This window comes from Zoogloea dura (genome assembly GCF_012927165.1).
Classification (GTDB): Bacteria; Pseudomonadota; Gammaproteobacteria; order Burkholderiales; family Rhodocyclaceae; genus Zoogloea; species Zoogloea dura.
Genome location: NZ_JABBGA010000015.1, coordinates 112,918 through 130,977, shown reverse-complemented (window position 1 = coordinate 130,977; position 18,060 = coordinate 112,918). Strand labels below are relative to the sequence as shown.

17 protein-coding genes are annotated in these 18,060 nt (G+C 66.8%); 6 read left to right on the top strand and 11 right to left on the bottom strand.

Features of this window, described 5'->3' with window-relative positions; genetic code table 11:
• The 9 genes from HHL15_RS17340 to badH form a co-directional block, all read right to left on the bottom strand.
• Positions 1–746, bottom strand: a 746-nt coding sequence (locus HHL15_RS17340) for an electron transfer flavoprotein subunit beta/FixA family protein (RefSeq protein WP_169147055.1), incomplete at its 3' end; no start/stop codon positions are given.
• Between the two features lie 46 nt (positions 747–792).
• On the bottom strand, positions 793–1,737 hold the full coding sequence (locus HHL15_RS17335; RefSeq protein ID WP_206198836.1) for a branched-chain amino acid ABC transporter permease: 945 nt from the start codon (positions 1,735–1,737) through the stop codon (positions 793–795).
• Positions 1,734–2,621, bottom strand: coding sequence for a branched-chain amino acid ABC transporter permease (locus HHL15_RS17330; protein ID WP_206198835.1), 888 nt, complete (start codon positions 2,619–2,621; stop codon positions 1,734–1,736). The genes HHL15_RS17335 and HHL15_RS17330 overlap by 4 nt, the downstream gene beginning before the upstream one ends.
• Positions 2,622–2,697: 76 nt before the next feature.
• Positions 2,698–3,405, bottom strand: a complete 708-nt coding sequence (locus HHL15_RS17325) for an ABC transporter ATP-binding protein (RefSeq protein ID WP_169147054.1) — start codon at positions 3,403–3,405, stop codon at positions 2,698–2,700.
• Positions 3,405–4,217 carry an ABC transporter ATP-binding protein gene (locus HHL15_RS17320; RefSeq protein WP_169147053.1) on the bottom strand — a complete coding sequence of 271 codons (813 nt, stop codon included), beginning with the start codon at positions 4,215–4,217 and terminating at the stop codon, positions 3,405–3,407. Before HHL15_RS17320 ends, HHL15_RS17325 begins: the two co-directional genes overlap by 1 nt.
• A 23-nt stretch (positions 4,218–4,240) precedes the next feature.
• Positions 4,241–5,413, bottom strand: a complete 1,173-nt coding sequence (locus HHL15_RS17315) for an acyl-CoA dehydrogenase (RefSeq protein ID WP_169147052.1) — start codon at positions 5,411–5,413, stop codon at positions 4,241–4,243.
• Between the two features lie 49 nt (positions 5,414–5,462).
• Positions 5,463–6,617 carry an acyl-CoA dehydrogenase family protein gene (locus HHL15_RS17310; protein WP_169147051.1) on the bottom strand — a complete coding sequence of 385 codons (1,155 nt, stop codon included), beginning with the start codon at positions 6,615–6,617 and terminating at the stop codon, positions 5,463–5,465.
• A gap of 63 nt (positions 6,618–6,680) precedes the next feature.
• Positions 6,681–7,463 carry a 2-ketocyclohexanecarboxyl-CoA hydrolase gene (gene badI / locus HHL15_RS17305; RefSeq protein WP_169147050.1) on the bottom strand — a complete coding sequence of 261 codons (783 nt, stop codon included), beginning with the start codon at positions 7,461–7,463 and terminating at the stop codon, positions 6,681–6,683.
• 37 nt (positions 7,464–7,500) lie between these two features.
• A complete protein-coding gene (gene badH, locus HHL15_RS17300; protein WP_169147049.1) occupies positions 7,501–8,268 on the bottom strand; it encodes a 2-hydroxycyclohexanecarboxyl-CoA dehydrogenase in 768 nt (255 codons plus the stop codon).
• 99 nt (positions 8,269–8,367) lie between these two features.
• On the opposite strand from badH, the gene HHL15_RS17295 reads away from it, so the two are divergent.
• Entirely contained in the window at positions 8,368–8,838 is a 471-nt protein-coding gene (locus tag HHL15_RS17295) for a MarR family winged helix-turn-helix transcriptional regulator (protein ID WP_169147048.1), read from the top strand.
• A gap of 13 nt (positions 8,839–8,851) precedes the next feature.
• On the opposite strand, the gene aliB is transcribed toward HHL15_RS17295, so the two are convergent.
• Complete coding sequence (gene aliB / locus HHL15_RS17290) at positions 8,852–10,000, bottom strand: cyclohexanecarboxyl-CoA dehydrogenase (RefSeq protein WP_169147047.1); 1,149 nt, start codon at positions 9,998–10,000, stop codon at positions 8,852–8,854.
• 302 nt (positions 10,001–10,302) lie between these two features.
• Here aliB and HHL15_RS17285 point away from each other — a divergent pair, with 302 nt between their 5' ends.
• The 5 genes from HHL15_RS17285 to HHL15_RS17265 all read left to right on the top strand — a co-directional run bounded on the left by HHL15_RS17285 (position 10,303) and on the right by HHL15_RS17265 (position 16,942).
• Entirely contained in the window at positions 10,303–11,583 is a 1,281-nt protein-coding gene (locus HHL15_RS17285; RefSeq protein ID WP_235943460.1) for an ABC transporter substrate-binding protein, read from the top strand.
• Between the two features lie 26 nt (positions 11,584–11,609).
• Positions 11,610–13,238: a cyclohexanecarboxylate-CoA ligase gene (aliA, locus tag HHL15_RS17280; protein WP_169147046.1), complete on the top strand. Its 1,629-nt coding sequence runs from the start codon at positions 11,610–11,612 to the stop codon at positions 13,236–13,238.
• A 16-nt stretch (positions 13,239–13,254) separates the two neighbouring features.
• Entirely contained in the window at positions 13,255–14,028 is a 774-nt protein-coding gene (locus tag HHL15_RS17275) for an enoyl-CoA hydratase (protein ID WP_169147045.1), read from the top strand.
• 79 nt (positions 14,029–14,107) lie between these two features.
• A complete protein-coding gene (locus tag HHL15_RS17270; protein WP_169147044.1) occupies positions 14,108–15,481 on the top strand; it encodes a porin in 1,374 nt (457 codons plus the stop codon).
• 435 nt (positions 15,482–15,916) lie between these two features.
• On the top strand, positions 15,917–16,942 hold the full coding sequence (locus HHL15_RS17265; protein WP_169147043.1) for an AraC family transcriptional regulator: 1,026 nt from the start codon (positions 15,917–15,919) through the stop codon (positions 16,940–16,942).
• A gap of 91 nt (positions 16,943–17,033) precedes the next feature.
• On the opposite strand, the gene HHL15_RS17260 is transcribed toward HHL15_RS17265, so the two are convergent.
• Complete coding sequence (locus tag HHL15_RS17260) at positions 17,034–18,014, bottom strand: AraC family transcriptional regulator (protein ID WP_169147042.1); 981 nt, start codon at positions 18,012–18,014, stop codon at positions 17,034–17,036.
• Between the last annotated feature and the right edge of the window lie 46 nt (positions 18,015–18,060).

Here is an 18,060-nt window from a genome sequence, read left to right as displayed (position 1 = left end):
ATCACCTTGGCTTCGTTCTTGAGCTTGTCGATGAGTTGGGCCACGTCGGCCACCTTGATGCCGGCGCCGCGGGCGGCCGGCTCGACCACCTTGAGGGTGGTCAGGCGCGGGGCCACGTCCACACCCAGGTCGATGGGCTGCACCGTATCGAGGGGCTTCTTCTTGGCCTTCATGATGTTGGGCAGGGTCGCGTAGCGCGGCTCGTTGAGGCGCAGGTCGGTGGTGATGACGGCGGGCAGGGGGAGGGAGAGGGTTTCCAGCCCACCGTCGATCTCGCGGGTCACCTGGACCCGCTCGGCCCCCACCTCGACCTTGGAGGCGAAGGTGGCCTGGGGCCAGCCGAGCAGGGCGGCGAGCATCTGGCCGGTCTGGTTGGAGTCGTCGTCGATGGCCTGCTTGCCGAGGATCACCAGGCGGGGCTGCTCCTTGTCCACGATGGCCTTGAGCAGCTTGGCCACGGCCAGGGGCTGCAGCTCGGCCGTGCTCTCGACCAGGATGCCCCGGTCGGCGCCGATGGCCATGGCGGTGCGCAGGGTCTCCTGGCACTGGGCCACGCCGGCGGAGACGGCCACCACCTCGGTGGCGGTGCCGGCTTCCTTCAGGCGCACGGCCTCCTCGACGGCGATCTCGTCGAAGGGGTTCATGGCCATCTTCACATTGGCCAGCTCGACGCCGCTCTGGTCGGCCTTGACGCGGACCTTGACGTTGTAATCAATGACCCGTTTGACGGGTACGAGAATTCTCATGGGTGTCTCCTTTGGGGATGTGGGTGGAGGGGGAGGGGGCGGAGCCTTACGGCGTCTTCTCGCCGATCATGCGTTTGTAGAGACCGATGGCCTCGCCGACCATGCCGCGCCGGAAGGCCAGCACGCAGGCGGCGAAGATGAAGCCCATGATCACGGTGACCAGGGAGCCGACCTTGTCGGCCAGTTCGTTCTGCAGGGTGACGATCACCGCGGCGCCGACCACCGGGCCGAGGACGGTGCCGACGCCGCCCAGCAGGGTCATCAGCACCACCTCGCCCGAGGTGTGCCAGTGGGCGTCGGACAGGGTGGTGAAGGTGAACACCAGGGTCTTGAGGGCACCGGCCAGGCCGCTGATCGCCGCCGACAGCACGAAGGCCAGCAGCTTGTAGCGGTCCACGTCGTAGCCCAGGGAGAGCGCCCGCGGCTCGTTCTCGCGGATCGCCTTGAGAACCTGGCCGAAGGGCGAGTGGATGGTGCGGTGGATCAGCCAGAAGGCGCTGAGCGAGAGGCCCAGCACCAGGTAGTAGAGATGCGTGTCGGACGACAGATCAATGCCCAGCAGCGTGCCGCGGGGCACACTCTGCAGGCCGTCCTCGCCGCCGGTGAACTCGCTCTTCAGGAAGAGGAAGAACATCAGCTGTGACAGGGCCAGGGTGCTCATGGCGAAGTAGATGCCCTGGCGCCGGATGGCGAGGGTGCCGACGGCCCAGCCGAGCGCCGCGGCGCCGGCCGTGCCGAGGAGCAGCCCGGCGAGGGTCGGCAGCTCCCACACCTTGAGGGCGTGCCCGGTGAGATAGGCGGCGCTGCCCAGGAAGGCGGCGTGGCCGAAGGACAGCAGCCCGGTATAGCCCAGCAGCAGGTTGAAGGCGCAGGCGAAGACCGCGAAGCACAGGATCTTCATGAGCAGCACCGGGTAGATGACGGCCGGTGCTGCCAGGAGGAGGGCCAGGACGGCCAGGTAGCCCGGTTTGAGTCTGGTGGCGGTCATCATGCTGCCTTTCCGAAGAGGCCGGCGGGGCGGAACCACAGCACGATGGCCATGATCAGGAACACCACCACGGCACTGGCCTCGGGGTAGAAGACCTTGGTCAGGCCCTCCACCACGCCCAGGCCGAGGCCGGTGAGCACCGAGCCGAGGATGGAGCCCATGCCGCCGATCACCACCACCGCAAACACCACGATGATCAGGTTCGACCCCATCAGCGGGCTGACCTGGGTGGTCGGCGCCGCCAGCACGCCGGCGAGCCCGGCCAGGCCGACCCCGAAGGCGTAGGTGAGCATCACCATCACCGGCACGTTGATGCCGAAGGCCTGGGTCAGGGCGGGGTTCTCGGTGGCGGCGCGCAGGTAGGCGCCGAGGCGGGTCCGCTCGATCATGTACCAGGTGAGCAGGCACACCGTGAGCGAGGCGACGATCACCCAGGCCCGGTACTTGGGCAGCATCATGAAGCCCAGGTCGAGGGCGCCGGCCAGCTCGGCGGGGATCGAGTAGGGCTGGCCGGCGACGCCGAGCCAGGCGCGGAAGCCGCCTTCCAGCATCAGGGCGATGCCGAAGGTGAGGAGCAGGGCGTACAGGTAGTCCAGCTTGTAGAGGCGCTGCAGCAGCAGGCGCTCGATGAGGATGCCGACGATGGCCACGCTCAGGGGTACCAGCAGCAATGACCACCAGTAACCCAGGCCGAAGTACTCCATGGCCATCCACGTGAACAGCGCGCCCATCATGTAACAGGCGCCATGGGAGAAATTGATGATGTGCAGCATGCCGAAGATCACGGCCAGGCCGAGACTCAGCACCGCGTAGAAGGACCCGTTGACCAGCCCTAGGGTGAGCTGGCCGAGCAGGGCCGGGAGGGGGACTCCGAACAGTTCGATCATGGGGAGGGGCTCCGGAAGTGGACGCCGGGGGCGGGCGCGCGGCGGGGGAGGACTCGGTGTGAGAGGGCTCGGCAGGTCATACGCCCAGCGTCTCCTGCAGAAAGGCCTGCTTTTCGTGGAGCTCGTGCTGGGCGATCTCGGCGATCACCTGCCCGTGTTCGACGACGAACATGCGGTCGGCCAGGGGCGCGGCGAAGCGGAAGTTCTGCTCGACCAGCACGATGGTGTAGCCCCGCGTCTTGAGCAGCCGGATGATCTCGGCCAGGCGCTGCACGATCACCGGGGCCAGCCCTTCGGAGATCTCGTCGAGGAGCAGCAGGCGCGCCCCGGTGCGCAGGATGCGGGCCATCGCCAGCATCTGCTGCTCGCCGCCGGACATCCTGGTGCCCGGGCTGTGGCGGCGTTCGTGGAGGTTGGGGAAGAGCGCGTAGAGCTCGTCGACGCTCATGCCGCCGCTGCCGACCCGGGGCGGCAGCAGCAGGTTCTCCTCGCAGCTGAGGCCGGCGTAGATGCCGCGCTCCTCGGGGCAGTAGCCGACGCCGAGCTGGGCGATCTTGTGGGGCGGCAGCTGTACCGCCTCGCGGCCGTTGATCATGATCGAGCCGGTGCGTTTGCCGGTCAGGCCCATGATGGCGCGCAGGGTGGTGGTGCGGCCGGCGCCGTTGCGGCCCAGCAGGCTGACGCATTCGCCGCGCCTCACCGTGAAGTCCATGCCGTGCAGCACATGGGATTCGCCGTAGAAGGCGTGCAGGCCGGACACGCGCAGGTATTCGGTGGCTTCCATCAGTGCACTCCTCCGGTGGCCTGGGCCTGGGCGGCCTCGCTGCCCATGTAGGCCTCGATCACCGCCGGATTGGCGGACACCGTGGCGTAGTCGCCCTGGGCCAGCACGCTGCCGCGGGCCAGTACGGTGATGGCATCGCAGATGCCCGAGACCACCTTCATGTTGTGTTCCACCATCAGGATGGTCCGGTTGGTGGAGACCTCCTTGATCAACTGCATGACCTTGTCCACGTCCTCGTGGCCCATGCCCTGGGTGGGCTCGTCGAGGAGCATCAGCTCCGGGTCCAGGGCCAGGGTGGTGGCGATCTCCAGGGCGCGCTTGCGGCCGTAGGGCAGCTCGACGGCGACCATCCGGGCGTAGTCCTGCAAGCCCACCATCGCCAGGATCTCCAGGGCCCGGCCGTGCAGGTGGGTCAGGCTGGCCTCGGCCTTCCAGAAGTGGAAGCTGGTGCCCAGCCTGCGCTGGAGGGCGATGCGGACGTTCTCCAGCACGGTGAGGTGGGGGAACACCGCCGAGATCTGGAAGGAGCGCACCAGCCCGCGGCGGGCGATCTGCTGCGGCGCCTCGCCGGTGATGTCGAGGCCCTTGAAGCGGATGCTGCCCCGGGTGGGGGCCAGGAACTTGGTGAGGAGGTTGAAGCAGGTGGTCTTGCCGGCCCCGTTGGGGCCGATCAGGGCGTGGATGTGGCCCTTGCGGACCTGCAGATCCACCCCATTGACGGCCACGAAGCCCCGGAATTCCTTCACCAGACCGGAGGTCTCGAGGATGAATTCCGGGGCGGCGGGCGCCCCGTGTGCGTTGAGTCCGCTCATGCCGGTTGTCGTGCGCTGGCCGTTCAGTTGCCGAAGGCGGCAATGCCGGTGATGGCGCGGCCGAGGATCAGCGCATGCACGTCGTGGGTGCCCTCGTAGGTATTCACGACCTCCAGGTTGACCATGTGGCGGATCACCCCGAACTCGTCGGAGATGCCGTTGCCGCCGAGCATGTCGCGGGCCAGGCGGGCGATGTCGAGCGCCTTGCCGCAGGAGTTGCGCTTCATGATGGAGGTGATCTCCACCGCGGCAGTGCCCTCGTCCTTCATGCGGCCCAGGCGCAGGCAGCCCTGCAGGCCGAGGCTGATCTCGGTCTGCATGTCGGCGAGCTTCTTCTGGATCAGCTGGTTGGCGGCCAGCGGGCGGCCGAACTGCTTGCGGTCGAGGGTGTATTGGCGGGCCCGGTGCCAGCAGTCCTCGGCGGCACCGAGGGCGCCCCAGGCGATGCCGTAGCGGGCCGAGTTGAGGCAGGTGAAGGGGCCCTTGAGGCCGCGCACCTCGGGGAAGGCGTTCTCCTCGGGGCAGAACACCTCGTCCATCACGATTTCGCCGGTGATCGAGGCGCGCAGGCCGACCTTGCCGTGGATGGCCGGGGCGGACAGGCCCTTCCAGCCCTTCTCGAGGATGAAGCCGCGGATCTTGCCTTCGTCGTCCTTGGCCCACACCACGAAGACGTCGGCCACCGGGCTGTTGGTGATCCACATCTTGCTGCCGCTCAGGCTGTAGCCGCCCGGCACCTTGCGGGCGCGGGTGATCATGCTGCCCGGGTCGGAGCCGTGGTTGGGCTCGGTGAGGCCGAAGCAGCCGATCCATTCGCCGCTGGCCAGTTTGGGCAGGTATTTCTGCTTTGAGGCCGCGTTGGCGAACTCGTTGATCGGCACCATCACCAGGGAGCTCTGCACGCTCATCATCGAGCGATAGCCGGAATCCACCCGCTCGACCTCGCGGGCGATCAGGCCGTAGCTCACGTAGTTGAGGCCGGCACCACCGTATTCCTCGGGAATCGTCGGGCCGAGCAGGCCCAGCTCGCCCATCTCGCGGAAGATCGCCAGATCGGTGTGTTCGTTGCGGAAGGCCTCGAGCACGCGCGGGGCGAGCTTGTCCTGGCAGTAGGCCTGGGCGGCGTCGCGGATCTGGCGCTCTTCGGCGCTCAGTTGCTGGTCGAGGAGCAGGGGGTCATCCCATTTGAAGTTCATGGCGGTCTCTTCCTGGTGTGTGTTGTTGTACTGAAGGGGGGAGGGGCGGTCAGCCCTGGTGCTGGCGGATCAGGTTGCGGGCGATCACCAGTTGCTGGATCTGGGTGGTGCCTTCGAACAGGCGGAACAGGCGCACGTCGCGGTAGAAGCGCTCGATGCCGTACTCGGAGAGGTAGCCGGCGCCGCCGAAGATCTGCACCGCCCGGTCGGCCACGCGGCCGCACATCTCGGAGGCGAAGAGCTTGGCGCAGGAGGCCTCGGTGCTCACGTCCAGGCCCTGGTCGCGGCGCCGGGCGGCGTCGATGACCATGCTGCGGGCGGCGTAGATCTCGGTCTGGCTGTCGGCGAGCATGGCCTGGATCAGCTGGAACTCGGCGATCGGCTTGCCGAACTGCTTGCGCTCGCAGGCGTAGCGCAGGGCGTCGGCGAGCATGCGTTCGGCAACCCCCACCGAGATCGCGGCGATGTTGATGCGGCCCTTGTCGAGCACCTTCATGGCGGTCTTGAAGCCGACGCCCTCCTTGCCGCCGATCAGGTTGGCGGCCGGCACGCGGCAGTCCTCGAAGATCACGTCGCAGGTGTGGGCGCCGCGGTGGCCCATCTTGGCATCGGGCAGGCCGAGGGACAGGCCGGGGGTGCCGCGTTCGACCACGAAGGCGGAGATGCCGCCGGCGCCCTTGTCGGCCGGGTCGGTACGCGCCATCACGGTGAAGATGCCGGCCTCGGGGGCGTTGGTGATGTAGCGCTTGGTGCCGTTGAGGACGTAGACGTCGCCGTCGCGGACGGCCGTGGTGCGCAGGCTGGCGGCATCGGAGCCGCTGTCGGGCTCGGTCAGGGCGAAGGAGCCGATGATCTCGCCGGTGGCGAGGCGGGGCAGGTAGAGGGCCTTCTGCTCGGGGCTGCCGTCGATGACGATGCCCTGGCCGCCGATGCCGTTGTTGGTGGCGAAGAGGGAGCGGAAGCAGGGCGAAGTGTGGCCGATCTCGAAGGTGGCCAGCACTTCTTCTTCCATCGTCAGGCCCATGCCGCCGTATTCCTCGGGCAGGGACAGGCCGAACAGGCCGAGTTCCTTCATCCCGGCAACCACGTCGTCGGGAATGTGATCGGTCTCTGCGACCACGGCCTCGGCGGGAACCAGGCGTTCGCGCACGAAGCGCGAGATCGTGTCGAGCAGAATGTTGAGGGTTTCCTGGTCTCTGATCATGTTGCTTTCCGATGAATGATGGGCGCGGGGAAGGGCCGCCGGCCGGAGCCGGCAGCGGGGTGCTTACTTCACGTACTTGCGGAACTCGGGCTTGCGCTTCTCGCGGAAGGCATTGCCGCCCTCGGCGGACTCAGGGGTCTCGTAGTAGAGCTTGAGGGCGTGCATGGCCAGGCCGCCCATGCCGCGGATCATCTCGGTATCGACGTTGAAGGATTTCTTGGCCAGGGCGATGGCGGTGGGGCTCTTCTCGACGATCTCGTCGCACCACTTCTTCACTTCGGCGTCGAGCTGGTCCTGGGGCACCACCGCGTTGACCAGGCCCATCTCGAGGGCCTGCTGGGCGGTGTAGCGGCGGCACAGGTACCAGATCTCGCGGGCCTTCTTCTCGCCGACCACGCGGGCCAGCAGGGCCGTGCCGAAGCCCGGGTCCACCGAGCCGACGCGGGGGCCGGCCTGGCCGAGCTGGGCGTTGTCGGAGGCGATGGCCAGGTCGCAGATGGTGACCAGTACATTGCCGCCGCCGATGGCATAGCCATTGACGCGGGCGATCACCGGCTTGTTGCAGTCGCGGATGGCGCTCTGCACCTCCTCGATGGGCAGGCCGATGGTGCCGCGGCCGCCGTAGCCGCCGTCCTGGGTGCCCTGGTCGCCCCCGGTGCAGAAGGCTTTCTCGCCGGCGCCGGTGAGGACGACCACGCCGATGGCCTTGTCGTAGTCGGCGTCCTTGAAGGCGTGGATCAGCTCTTCGCAGGTGTTGGCGGTGAAGGCGTTGAAGGCCTTCGGCCGGTTGATGGTGATGGTGGCGATGCCATCGGCCTTGGTATAGAGGATGTCGCGGTATTCCATGATGTGTCTCCTGGGGGATGTTGTGCTGTGGGGGGGCTCAACCGGCCATGGTCAAACCGCCGGACACGCTGATGATCTGGCCGGTGACGAAGGCGGCGTCGTCGCTGGCGAGGAAGAGCACGGCGCCGGGCAGGTCGTCGGGCTGGCCGAGGCGGCCGAAGGGGATGGCCTTGGTGAGGGCGTCCTTGAGCTTCTCGCCCTGTTCGCCTTCGCCGGCGAAGTCGCGGAAGAGGGCGGTGTCGGTGGGGCCGGGGCAGACCACGTTCACATTGATGCGCTTGCGGGCCAGCTCGCGGGCCATGGTCTTGGAGAAGGCCACCAGGCCGCCCTTGCAGTAGGCATACACGGCCTCGCCGGAGGAGCCGACACGGGCCGCGTCGGAGGCGACATTGACCACCTTGCCGGCGCCCCGCTCGGCCATGCCCTTGAGCACGGCGTGGTGCATGTAGAGCGGGCCGTACAGGTTGACCGCGACGATCTTGTCCCACAGGGCCTTGTCGGTCTTGAGGAAGGGGGCGGCGTGGTCCCAGCCGGCGTTGTTCACCAGGACATGGGTGGGGCCGAGCTGCTGTTCGGCAGCGGCCACTGCGGCCACCACGGAATCCTGGCTGGTCAGGTCCACCGCGAAGGCGGCGGCGCTGCCGCCCTCGGCGCGGATCCCGGCGACGACCGCCTCGGCCGCGTCCTTGTTGATGTCGAAGACGGCGACGATCGCCCCTTCGGCGGCAAAACGCCGGCTGATGGCGGCGCCGATCCCGCCTGCTCCACCGGTGACGATGGCGACTTTTCCTTTGATGCCTCGCATGCTGTTCTCCTTTATTGAATGTGCCGGGGTGTTTCCCCGTTGCGCTTCTGTCTTGCTTTGCGTTTCAATGCGGCTTCACCTGCTCCGCGCCCTGCTTCAATGACCGACCTCTCCACCGAAAAAAGCCTTGCCGGCATCGAGATCAACAACCGTCTGTTCTTCCGGCTCTTCCAGGTGGCCAATACCCTCCATACCAAGGGCACCCAGGCCCTCGACGACTTCGGCGTGACCACCCAGCAGTGGTCGGTGCTGGGCGCCCTGTCGCGCCCCCAGGCCGCGGGGGGCATGAGCATCACGGAGCTGTCGCGCTACCTGCTGGTGAGTCGTCAGAACCTCACCGGGCTGCTCAACCGGCTGGAGCGGGATGGTCTGGTCGAACGCATCACCGGTGAGGAGGACCGCCGGGAGCGCAAGATCACGTTGAGTGCGAAGGGCGCCGAACTGTGGAAATCCCTGGCCGACCCCATCCACACCTTCTATGACGCTGCGCTGAAGGGCTTCTCCTTCGACGACCGCCTGGCCTTCATCCACTACATCAACGTCTTGCAGCGCAACATGTCCCAGCTCTAGGCCCTGCCGTGGTCTAGACCCGGTGCTCCGCCAGCTTCTGGCGGGCGATGATCATCTTCATGATGTTGGCCGTGCCGTCGCCGATCTGGAGGCCCAGCACGTCCCGGTAGCGCTGCCCGAAGTGGTAGTCGCCGCCGTAGCCGCCATGCCCGTGGGTGAGCAGGCACTGGTGGATGATTTCGCAGGCCAGCTTGGGGCCCCACCACTTGCACATGGCTGCCTCGGCCGTATGCGGCAGGTGCTGATCCTTCAGCCACAGGGTGCGCAGGCACAGGTTGCGGCAGGCTTCGTAATAGGTTTCCGCCTCGGCCAGCGGGAAGCTGACCCCCTGGAAATCACTGATCGGCTTGCCGAAGGCTTCCCGTTCCTGGCTGTAGCGCCAGGCTTCGTCGAGGCAGGCGCGGGCCACGCCCATGCACTGCAGGCCGATCAGCGCGCGGCTGTAGTCGAAACCCTGCATGACCTGCACGAAACCCCGGCCCTCGTCGCCGAGCATCATTTCTGCGGGGATGCGCACCCCGTCGAAGAAGATCGAGCCGCGCCCCACCGGCCGCGTGCCGATGTCGTCGAAGGCGGTGCGGGAGATGCCGGGCAGGTCCAGCGGCACCAGGAAGGCGCTGATGCCGTGGGCCCGGTCGGCGTCGCTGCCGGTGCGGGCGAAGACCACCGCCACGTCGGCCTGGGTGGCCATCGAGATCGAAGTCTTCTCGCCGCTGAGGATGAAGTCATCACCGTCGCGCACCGCCTTCAGGCGAAGGCGGGCCGCATCGGAGCCGGCGCTGGGCTCGGTCAGGGCGATGGCGATCAGCTTGCGTCCGCTGATCACCTGGTCCATCCACTCCCGGGCGATGTCGGGCCGGGCATAGGTGGACACGATCTGGCCGCAGAGGGAGGTCAGCAGATTCACGTAGGACACGTTGAAGTCCCCGTAGGCGATCTGCTCCAGCAGGAGGCCGCTGGTCACGCAGTCCACGCCGAGGCCGCCGAAGGCTTCCGGCAGTTCCGGGCCGAGAAAGCCCATTTCCCCCATCTCCACGGCGAGCTCCCGCTCGACGCGCTCAGCCTTTTCCCGTGCCTTGTAGCCCGGGGCGAGGCGGTTCCTGGCAAAGCGGCTGGCTGATTCGACGAGCGCTTTCTGTTCGTCGGTGAGGCTGAAGTCCATCTTCGATCCCTTTCCGGTTGCGATGGCCGAATGCTACGAGTTTGACGAAATATAAGTCAACATATTTACATAAAAACGGCATTGCATTTTTCAATCGAAATTTCGATGTGCGATAAAACATTAAATAAAATGTTTTAAAACAAGTATATATTTATTAATTGTTGTGCCTCGCACAATTCATTTGGAGTGTTTGTTTTTGTTTTAATGTAAATGTGTTGACTTAATTGAGCTGTCTCGATACGGTGCGGTCCAGCGGTGAAATCCCTATTTCATCCCGGTCACCACACACAAAGGAGCGAGACATGAAGAAGAGGACCGAAATGCAGCAGGCCCCCGCAGCGGGCACCACGAGGTGCGTGCCGGGCCGGCGCCGCTGGTGCGGCGCAGTCGTGATGGCGGGCGCCGTCCTGGCGGCAGGCAGCGCCTTCGCCCAGCAGAAGATCAGTGATGACGTGGTGAAGATCGGTGTGCTCACCGACATGTCCGGGGCCTACTCGGACTTCACCGGCAGCGCCGCCGTGATCGCGGCCCAGATGGCGGTGGAGGATTTCGCCCGCAACGGACAGGTGGCGGGCAGGAAGATCGAGATCGTCAGCGCCGACCACCAGAACAAGGCCGACGTGGGCGCTGAGCGGGCGCGCAACTGGTTCGACCGGGACAAGGTGGACGTCATCGTCGAACTGGTCACCACCAACGTGGCCCTGGCGGTGATGGACGTGGCCGAGCAGAAGAACCGGCTGGCCCTGGTGTCGGGCTCCGCCTCCCAGTCGATCACCAACGAGCGTTGCAATGCCAACACCGCCCACTGGGTGTACGACAGCTACGGCCTGGCTTCGGGTACCGCCAAGGCGGTGATGGGCACCGGCAGGAAGAACTGGTACTTCATCGCCGCCGACTACGCCGCCGGTGCAGCCATGACCAAGGACGCCAGCCAGGTGATCACCGCTGGCGGCGGCAAGGTGGTGGGGGTGTCCAAGCACCCCTTCCCGAATCCGGACTTCTCCTCCTTCCTGCTCACCGCCCAGGCCTCCAAAGCCGACGTGATCGCGCTGGCCAACGGCGGGCAGGACACCATCACCGCGATCAAGCAGGCCGCCGAGTTCGGCATCACCGGATCGAAGCAGAGCCTGGTGCCCATCGTGCTGTTCATCAACGACGTGCACGCCCTCGGCCTCAAGACCGCCCAGGGGCTGACCCTCACCGAGGGCTTCTACTGGAACCGCGATGCGAAGACCCGGGCCTGGTCGCGGCGCTTCTTCGAGCGCGCCAGAAAGATGCCGAGCATGGCCCACGCCGGCGTCTATTCCTCGGTGCTCAACTACCTCAAGGCGGTGGACAAGACCGGCAGCGATGACGCCGCGACGGTCATGAAGCAGCTCAAGAGCGTGGATATCGACGATGGCCTGTTCAAGGGGCGTGTCCGCGCCGACGGCAAGTTCGCCCACGACATGCTGCTGCTCGAAGTCAAGAAGCCCGCCGAATCCACCGAGCCCTGGGACTACTACCACGTGCGCGGCGTGATCGCCGCCGACGACGCGGCGATGCCCCTGGCCCAGTCGAAATGCAAGCTGGTCCAGCGCTGACCCCACCCGACAAGAGGAGACACACCATGGAATTCGATCCTGTACTGCTCGCGCCGCGGCTGGCCCCCATGAAGGCCGCCGGCCTGTGGCGCGACGAGACCATCGACACCTACCTGCGCAAGGCCGTGCAGGAGCGCCCCGACAAACCGGCGGTTGTCGCTTACGCCAGCGACCAGGCCGAGCCGGTACGTCTGAGCTACCGCCAGCTCGACGAGCGGGTCGGGCGGATCGCCCGGGGCCTGGCTGCCGCGGGTGTAGGCCGCCAGGATGTGGTCACCTTCCAGCTGCCCAACTGCTGGGAGTTCGTGGCCCTCAGCCTGGCCTGCGTGCGCATCGGCGCGGTGGCCAACCCGGTGATGCCGATCTTCCGCCAGCACGAGCTCAACTTCATGCTCAACTTCGGCGAATCGAAGGTCTTCATCGTGCCCCGCGTGTTTCGCGGCTTCGACTACGAGGCGATGGCCCGCGGCATGCTGCCCGGCCTGCCGCACCTCAAGCAGTTGGTCGTGCTGGGTGGGGAAGGGGAGGACAGCTTCGAGCGCGTCCTGCTGGGCGACGCCACACCGCCGCTGGCCGGCCCGGGGCTGGGGCCGGACGAGGTGGCCCTGCTGATGTATACCTCGGGCACCACCGGGGAGCCGAAGGGGGTGATGCACACCTCGAACACCTTGTTCTCCAACCTCCACGCCTACATCGAGACCATGGCGCTGGGGCGTGGAGAGGTGATCCTGGGGGCTTCGCCGATGGCCCACCTAACCGGCTATGTCTATCTGGCCATGCTGCCGGTGGCCCTCAATGCCACCACCGTGCTGCAGGACGTGTGGGACGCCCGCCGTGCGCTGCAGATCGTGCGGGCCGAAGGCGTCACCTTCAGCATGGCCTCGACGCCCTTCGTGGCCGACCTGTGTGGGGCGGTGGAGGCGGGCGAGGCGAGCATCCCGGCCTTCAACAAGTTCTGCTGCGCCGGGGCGCCGATTCCCCCTGTGCTCATCGAGCGCGCCCAGCGGGTACTCGGCATGCGCCTGTGCTCGGCCTGGGGCATGACCGAGAACGGTGCGGTGACGGTCACCGAGCCGTCGCGGGCGCTGGAGATGTCCGGCGTCTCCGACGGCCGCCCCCTGCGCGGCATGGAGGTGAAGATCGTCGACGCGGCCGGCCAGGCCGTGCCGACGGGCGATAGCGGCGAATTGCTGGTGCGCGGCGCCTCGCTGTTCGCCGGCTACCTCAAGCGCCCGCATCTCAACGGGGTGGATGCCGACGGCTGGTTCGACACCGGCGACGTGGCCACCGTCGATGCCGCCGGCTACATCCGCATCACCGGGCGCTCGAAGGACGTGGTGATCCGTGGCGGCGAGAACATCCCGGTGGTGGAGATCGAGAACCTGCTCTACCAGCACCCGGCGATCTCGGTGGTGGCGGTCGTCGGCTACCCCGACAAGCGCCTCGGCGAGCGGGTCTGCGCCTTCGTCACCGTGAAGGAGGGCGCGAGCTTCACTTTCGAGGACATGGTGGCCTACCTGGAGTCCCGCCAGGTGGCGCGCCAGTACTTCCCGGAGCGCCTGGAGATCGCCCCGGACTTGCCGCGCACCCCCAGCGGCAAGCTCCAGAAGTTCAAGTTGCGGACGGCCGCCAAGGCCTTCGGCGATGCGGACTGAGCGCCCGGAGCCCGCCATGAATCCCGTCATCCTGACCGAAACCCACGACCGGGTCGGCCTGATCCGCTTCAACCGGCCGGAGGTTTTCAACGCGCTCAACGACGACCTCATGGACGCACTGGCCGCCGCCCTCGACGCCTTCGAGGCGGACGAGAGCGTGCGCTGCGTGGTCCTGACCGGCAACGACAAGGCCTTTGCAGCCGGCGCCGACATCGTCTCCATCCGCCAGATGGACTACATGGACGCCTACAAGGGCAACTTCATCACCCGCAACTGGGAGCGCCTCAAGACCTTCCGCAAGCCGGTCATCGCCGCCGTGTCGGGCATGGCCCTGGGCGGTGGTTGCGAGGTGGCGATGATGTGCGACATCGTCTTCGCTGCCGACAGCGCCCGCTTCGCCCTGCCCGAGATCAAGGTCGGCATCCTGCCCGGGGCCGGTGGCACCCAGCGCATGCCCCGGGCGGTGGGCAAGGCCAAGGCGATGGACCTGTGCCTGAGCGGTCGCAGCATGGATGCGCTGGAGGCGGAACGCTGCGGCCTGGTGTCGCGCATCTTCCCGGCGGAGGAACTGCTTGCCGAAGCCCTGGAGGCCGCCCGCGGCATCGCCGGCTACTCCCTGCCGGTGCTGATGATGATGAAGGAGGCGGTCAACCGCGCCTTCGAGAGCCCACTCAACGAGGGCCTGCTGTTCGAGCGACGCACCCTCCACGCCGCTTTTGCCCTGGCCGACCAGAAGGAAGGCATGGCGGCATTCACCGAAAAACGGAAGGCGCGCTTCCAGGATCGCTGAGCGCCAACCGCCAGGCAGGCATGCACATCCCGGCCCGCCGCCTGCCGCGGGCACCATCCAAAACAACGAGGAGACACCCATGACCCGGATGAAACACGTCCATCGGGCGAGCACACTTGCCTTGTGCATCGCCGCCACTCTGGGCAGCGGCCAGGCCCACGCCGGCGAAAAGGAGCTGCAGGCGCAGATCGAGGAACTGGCCAGGCAACTTGAAAACCTGAAGAAGCAGGTGGCCGAGCAGAAGGCTGCTCCGGCCCCCGCTCCCGCCGCCACTGCTGCGGCCACCAGCAGTGGGCCGGGCAACTTCCGCCTGAGCCTGTCCGGCAACCTGGATGCGGCCATCGGCCGGCAGAGCGACATCGCCCCGGGCACGGCGGCCCTGCGTGGCGGCACCACCAAATTCTTCAATGGCGGCATGGCCCCCACCAACCTGGCCTTCACCGGCTCCGCCGACCTCACCGAAGGGCTGACCGCGGTGTTCAAGCTGGACACCGAATTCCTCACTTCCACCGGCGCCAACATGCTGCCGGTCAGCGGGCAGATCGGACCGAACGGCTACAACGGCGCCAACGGCGGCAGCGTGCTGTTCAACCGGGCCGCCTACGTGGGCCTGGCCGGTGGCTTCGGCACCGTGACCCTGGGCCGTCAGCAGACGGTGGCGGTGGACGCGGTAATCAAGGTCGAGCCCTCCAATTACACCAACTTCTTCATGTCCTCGGTGTATGGCGCCTACAACCTGGGCAATGCCATCTATGGTCAGGCTTTGCTGAACACCGCAGCCGGGCGTTACAGCCCGGGTATATCCGGCAACCTGGATTCGCGCGACAACGCGATGATCAAGTACGTCAGCCCCACCATCGGCGGCGCCAAACTGATCGCCGGCTACAGCCCGGGGGCGGTGGCGGGGGGCGACAACATGGGCTCCAAGGCCTCGCTGGGGGCCAGCTTCGACTACGGCAACTTCAGCGCCGGGGCCTCCTACACCGAATGGAACCCGGTGGACGTGCTGACCAACCAGGACGCCAAGTACCGGCTGGGCAACCTCGGTGTCGGCTATCGCTTCGGCCCCCTGAGCCTGCGCGCTGCAATGGGCCACACCTCCCTGCCGGCGGTGACCCTCAAGGACGCCACCAACACCAACGTTACCTATTCGGCCGCCGACGCGTCGGTGAAGGGCATCGGTGCCACCTACGCCTTCTCGCCGCGCCTGGACGCCACCCTGGCCTATTACACCAAGCGCTACGACATCGCGCCGGGCAATCATCCGCGGGTCGATACGCTCGGCCTCGGCACCACCTACCTGCTCTTCAAGAACGCCAAACTCTATGCGTTGTGGGACTACGCCAAATCGAAGGGTGACAACGGCGCCAACCAGACCCTTGGCGGCCATGGCTCGGCCAATGCCCTGGCAGTCGGCTTCTCCTATGCCTTCAATGCCGACCTGGTGCGCTGATGCGCATGTGATTTTTTCTCCGCTGTAGCCTGTCTGGCCCTGGCGATGGCACCGGAATCCTCCGGCACCATCGCCTTTTTTGTTCTTGCTAGTGTCGGGGTTTCATCGCTACATTTGTGTGGCTGGGCCTTCCGTTTCGCAGCCGATCGGTGCTTTTTCCCGAATCGCCCGCGGCGGCCCGGCAGGAGACACCATTCAAGTCAATACAACGAGGCCCTGGAACCGGCCGCCCCCCGCCTGGTGGGAGCGCGTACAGGAATCCGGGCCCAATCGATTTGGCCTGCTTATTGCTGAAACAGCGTGTACAGGAACGAATCCGTCTTGAATGGCCGAAATGCGCACGAAGCATCCGGATACCGCAAGGGCTATCCGGATACTGCAGTCCTTCGTGAACATTGCGGTGCGTAATGCCTTGGAATTGTGCAGGAGGACACGATGCAACTGGATCAACCCGCGTTGCCGGGAAGCGGCCGTATTGGCGAGATGGCGCTGTTCGCACCGGAAACCCAGCTCTTTTTGCTGAACGGCACCGACGGTGTCCGCGAAGAGGTGGGCAAGGTGTTCAAGCCTCACGACCTGACGCCGGTGCGCCCGGGCGAGAGCGTCAGCGCCAGCATGCATCACGTGCGGCGCGGCCGCCTGTCCCTGAGCCGCCTAGAGTACGGTACCGAGGTGCGTATCGACCCCGGCCGGCTGGAGAACTTCTACCTGGTCCAGATGCCGATCCGCGGCGGCGCCGCGATCCAGTGCGGTGGCCATCGTTTCGAGTCGGGGCCCGGCCTGGCCTCGCTGATCTCGCCGGGGCTGCCCCTGAGCATGCGCTGGCAGCCCGATTCGCCGCAGATCGTGTTGCGCATCGACCGCGATGACGTGGTCTTCCACTGCCGCCAGCACCTGGGGGAGGCCTGTGACCGGGCGCCCGAGTTCTGCCCGGAGCTCGACCTGACCCGCAGCGGCGGAGCTTATTTCGCCCAGCTGCTGGGGGTGCTGGTGGATGCCATCGGGCGGGAGGATCACCCCATCCACCAGCCTCTGGTGCTCAAGCAGTTCGAGTCCACCCTGATCAACGCGCTGCTCTACGGTGTGCCCAGCACGCTCAGCGACCTGCTGGCGGGCAATGCGGACAAGGGCGCCTCGCCGTATTACGTGAAGCGGGCCGAGGAGTACATCCGCGCCCATCTCAACGAGCCCCTCAGCATCGAGATGCTGGCCGAGCACACGGGGGTCAGCGTGCGGACGCTGTTCTCCGGCTTCCGCAATTTCCGTGGCGCCAGCCCGATGACCTACCTGCGCAACCTCCGCCTCGACAAGGTGCGCCAGGAGCTGGCCAGCCGCGAGCATGCCTCGGTCACCGACGTAGCCTTCCGCTGGGGCTTCAGCCACCTCGGGCGCTTCGCCCAGGAGTACAAGCGGCGCTTTGGCGAGTCGCCGTCGGCCACCCTGCGTTACCGTCCCAACTGATTCACTGCCCCGCCTGATTCACCGGGCCGGCTGATGCCGGCTGGGCCCCGCCGAGCTGGCGCTGGCCAGGGCGCCGCCCGCCCCGGGGCGCTCAGTTCCGCTTGCCCAGGGTCTCGGAGGGTGACTCGCCGTAGCGCGTGCGGTATTCGCTGGCGAAGCGTCCGAAGTGATTGAAGCCCCAGTCCAGGGCCACGCTCGACACATTGGCCCGGGGTGTGGCGCGGAGCAGGGCGGCGCGGGCGCCTTCCAGGCGGCAGTGCTTCAGGAAGGCCATCGGGGTGAAGCCCGTATGGCTGCGGAAGGTGTCGTAGAGCTTGCGCCGTGACACCCCGGCCACGGCCTCGATATCCTCCAGGCGCAGGTCCTGCCGGGCGTTGTCCACGATGAAGCGGCAGGCCCGTCGCACGTACTCGGGGCAGTGCGGCATGGCTTCTTCGTGCAGCTCGGCCGAATAGTTGTTCGGCTGGGCCAGCAGCAGGGCCTTGATCAGCAGGAACTCCATGTCGCGCGACAGGCTGGGCAGCAGGTAGAGTGGCCCCAGGGTGCTCCAGTCGTCGAACAGGCGCTGGGCCATGCGCCACCAGGCGGCCACCGCGCCCTGCCGCAGGTCCATCTGCGGGTCGAACAGCAGCGCTTCGCCGGCTGGGCGGTGGAGCAGGCTTTCCAGCACCTGCCGCGCCGAATCCCGGCGGATCGCCACCTGCAGCTTGTGGCAGGCGCCGGCCATGTCCAGCTCCTGATCGGCGAAGGGCGACACCACCAGCCCCGTGCCGGGGTCGGATTCCCTTTTCTCGCCGCGGCTGCGCAGCACCTGGCGCCCCTCCAGGGGCAGGCTCAGGCTGTAGGCGTCGAGCTGCATGCCGCGCTCGATGCCGATGGTCACGTCGGTACCGTAGCGGATCTGCCCGAGCACCGTGGACAGGCCGGGCAGGCGCACGGCTTCATGGACGAAGTGGAGTTTTCCGGCGCGTCGCGATTCGAGCTGGTGGGGGCCGCAGATGCGGGACATCCAGCTGCGGGCGTCGTCGAGCCCGTTGTGGACGGCGTGTAGTTCGGGCGGGCTGGGGGGCATGGCAGGATCTCCTCGGGATCGTCTTGCTGTCCATTCTGGGAGCTCG

What these genes read in the sequence shown, in the direction of transcription:
- HHL15_RS17320 (WP_169147053.1), bottom strand. Translation starts at nt 4,217, where the DNA reads ATGAGCGGACTCAACGCACACGGGGCGCCCGCCGCCCCGGAATTCATC.
- badI (WP_169147050.1), bottom strand. Translation starts at nt 7,463, where the DNA reads ATGGAATACCGCGACATCCTCTATACCAAGGCCGATGGCATCGCCACC.
- HHL15_RS17270 (WP_169147044.1), top strand. Translation starts at nt 14,108, where the DNA reads ATGACCCGGATGAAACACGTCCATCGGGCGAGCACACTTGCCTTGTGC.
- HHL15_RS17260 (WP_169147042.1), bottom strand. Translation starts at nt 18,014, where the DNA reads ATGCCCCCCAGCCCGCCCGAACTACACGCCGTCCACAACGGGCTCGAC.
- HHL15_RS17285 (WP_235943460.1), top strand. Translation starts at nt 10,303, where the DNA reads ATGAAGAAGAGGACCGAAATGCAGCAGGCCCCCGCAGCGGGCACCACG.
- HHL15_RS17275 (WP_169147045.1), top strand. Translation starts at nt 13,255, where the DNA reads ATGAATCCCGTCATCCTGACCGAAACCCACGACCGGGTCGGCCTGATC.
- HHL15_RS17315 (WP_169147052.1), bottom strand. Translation starts at nt 5,413, where the DNA reads ATGAACTTCAAATGGGATGACCCCCTGCTCCTCGACCAGCAACTGAGC.
- HHL15_RS17265 (WP_169147043.1), top strand. Translation starts at nt 15,917, where the DNA reads ATGCAACTGGATCAACCCGCGTTGCCGGGAAGCGGCCGTATTGGCGAG.
- HHL15_RS17310 (WP_169147051.1), bottom strand. Translation starts at nt 6,617, where the DNA reads ATGATCAGAGACCAGGAAACCCTCAACATTCTGCTCGACACGATCTCG.
- HHL15_RS17330 (WP_206198835.1), bottom strand. Translation starts at nt 2,621, where the DNA reads ATGATCGAACTGTTCGGAGTCCCCCTCCCGGCCCTGCTCGGCCAGCTC.
- HHL15_RS17295 (WP_169147048.1), top strand. Translation starts at nt 8,368, where the DNA reads ATGACCGACCTCTCCACCGAAAAAAGCCTTGCCGGCATCGAGATCAAC.
- HHL15_RS17325 (WP_169147054.1), bottom strand. Translation starts at nt 3,405, where the DNA reads ATGGAAGCCACCGAATACCTGCGCGTGTCCGGCCTGCACGCCTTCTAC.
- aliA (WP_169147046.1), top strand. Translation starts at nt 11,610, where the DNA reads ATGGAATTCGATCCTGTACTGCTCGCGCCGCGGCTGGCCCCCATGAAG.
- badH (WP_169147049.1), bottom strand. Translation starts at nt 8,268, where the DNA reads ATGCGAGGCATCAAAGGAAAAGTCGCCATCGTCACCGGTGGAGCAGGC.
- aliB (WP_169147047.1), bottom strand. Translation starts at nt 10,000, where the DNA reads ATGGACTTCAGCCTCACCGACGAACAGAAAGCGCTCGTCGAATCAGCC.
- HHL15_RS17335 (WP_206198836.1), bottom strand. Translation starts at nt 1,737, where the DNA reads ATGATGACCGCCACCAGACTCAAACCGGGCTACCTGGCCGTCCTGGCC.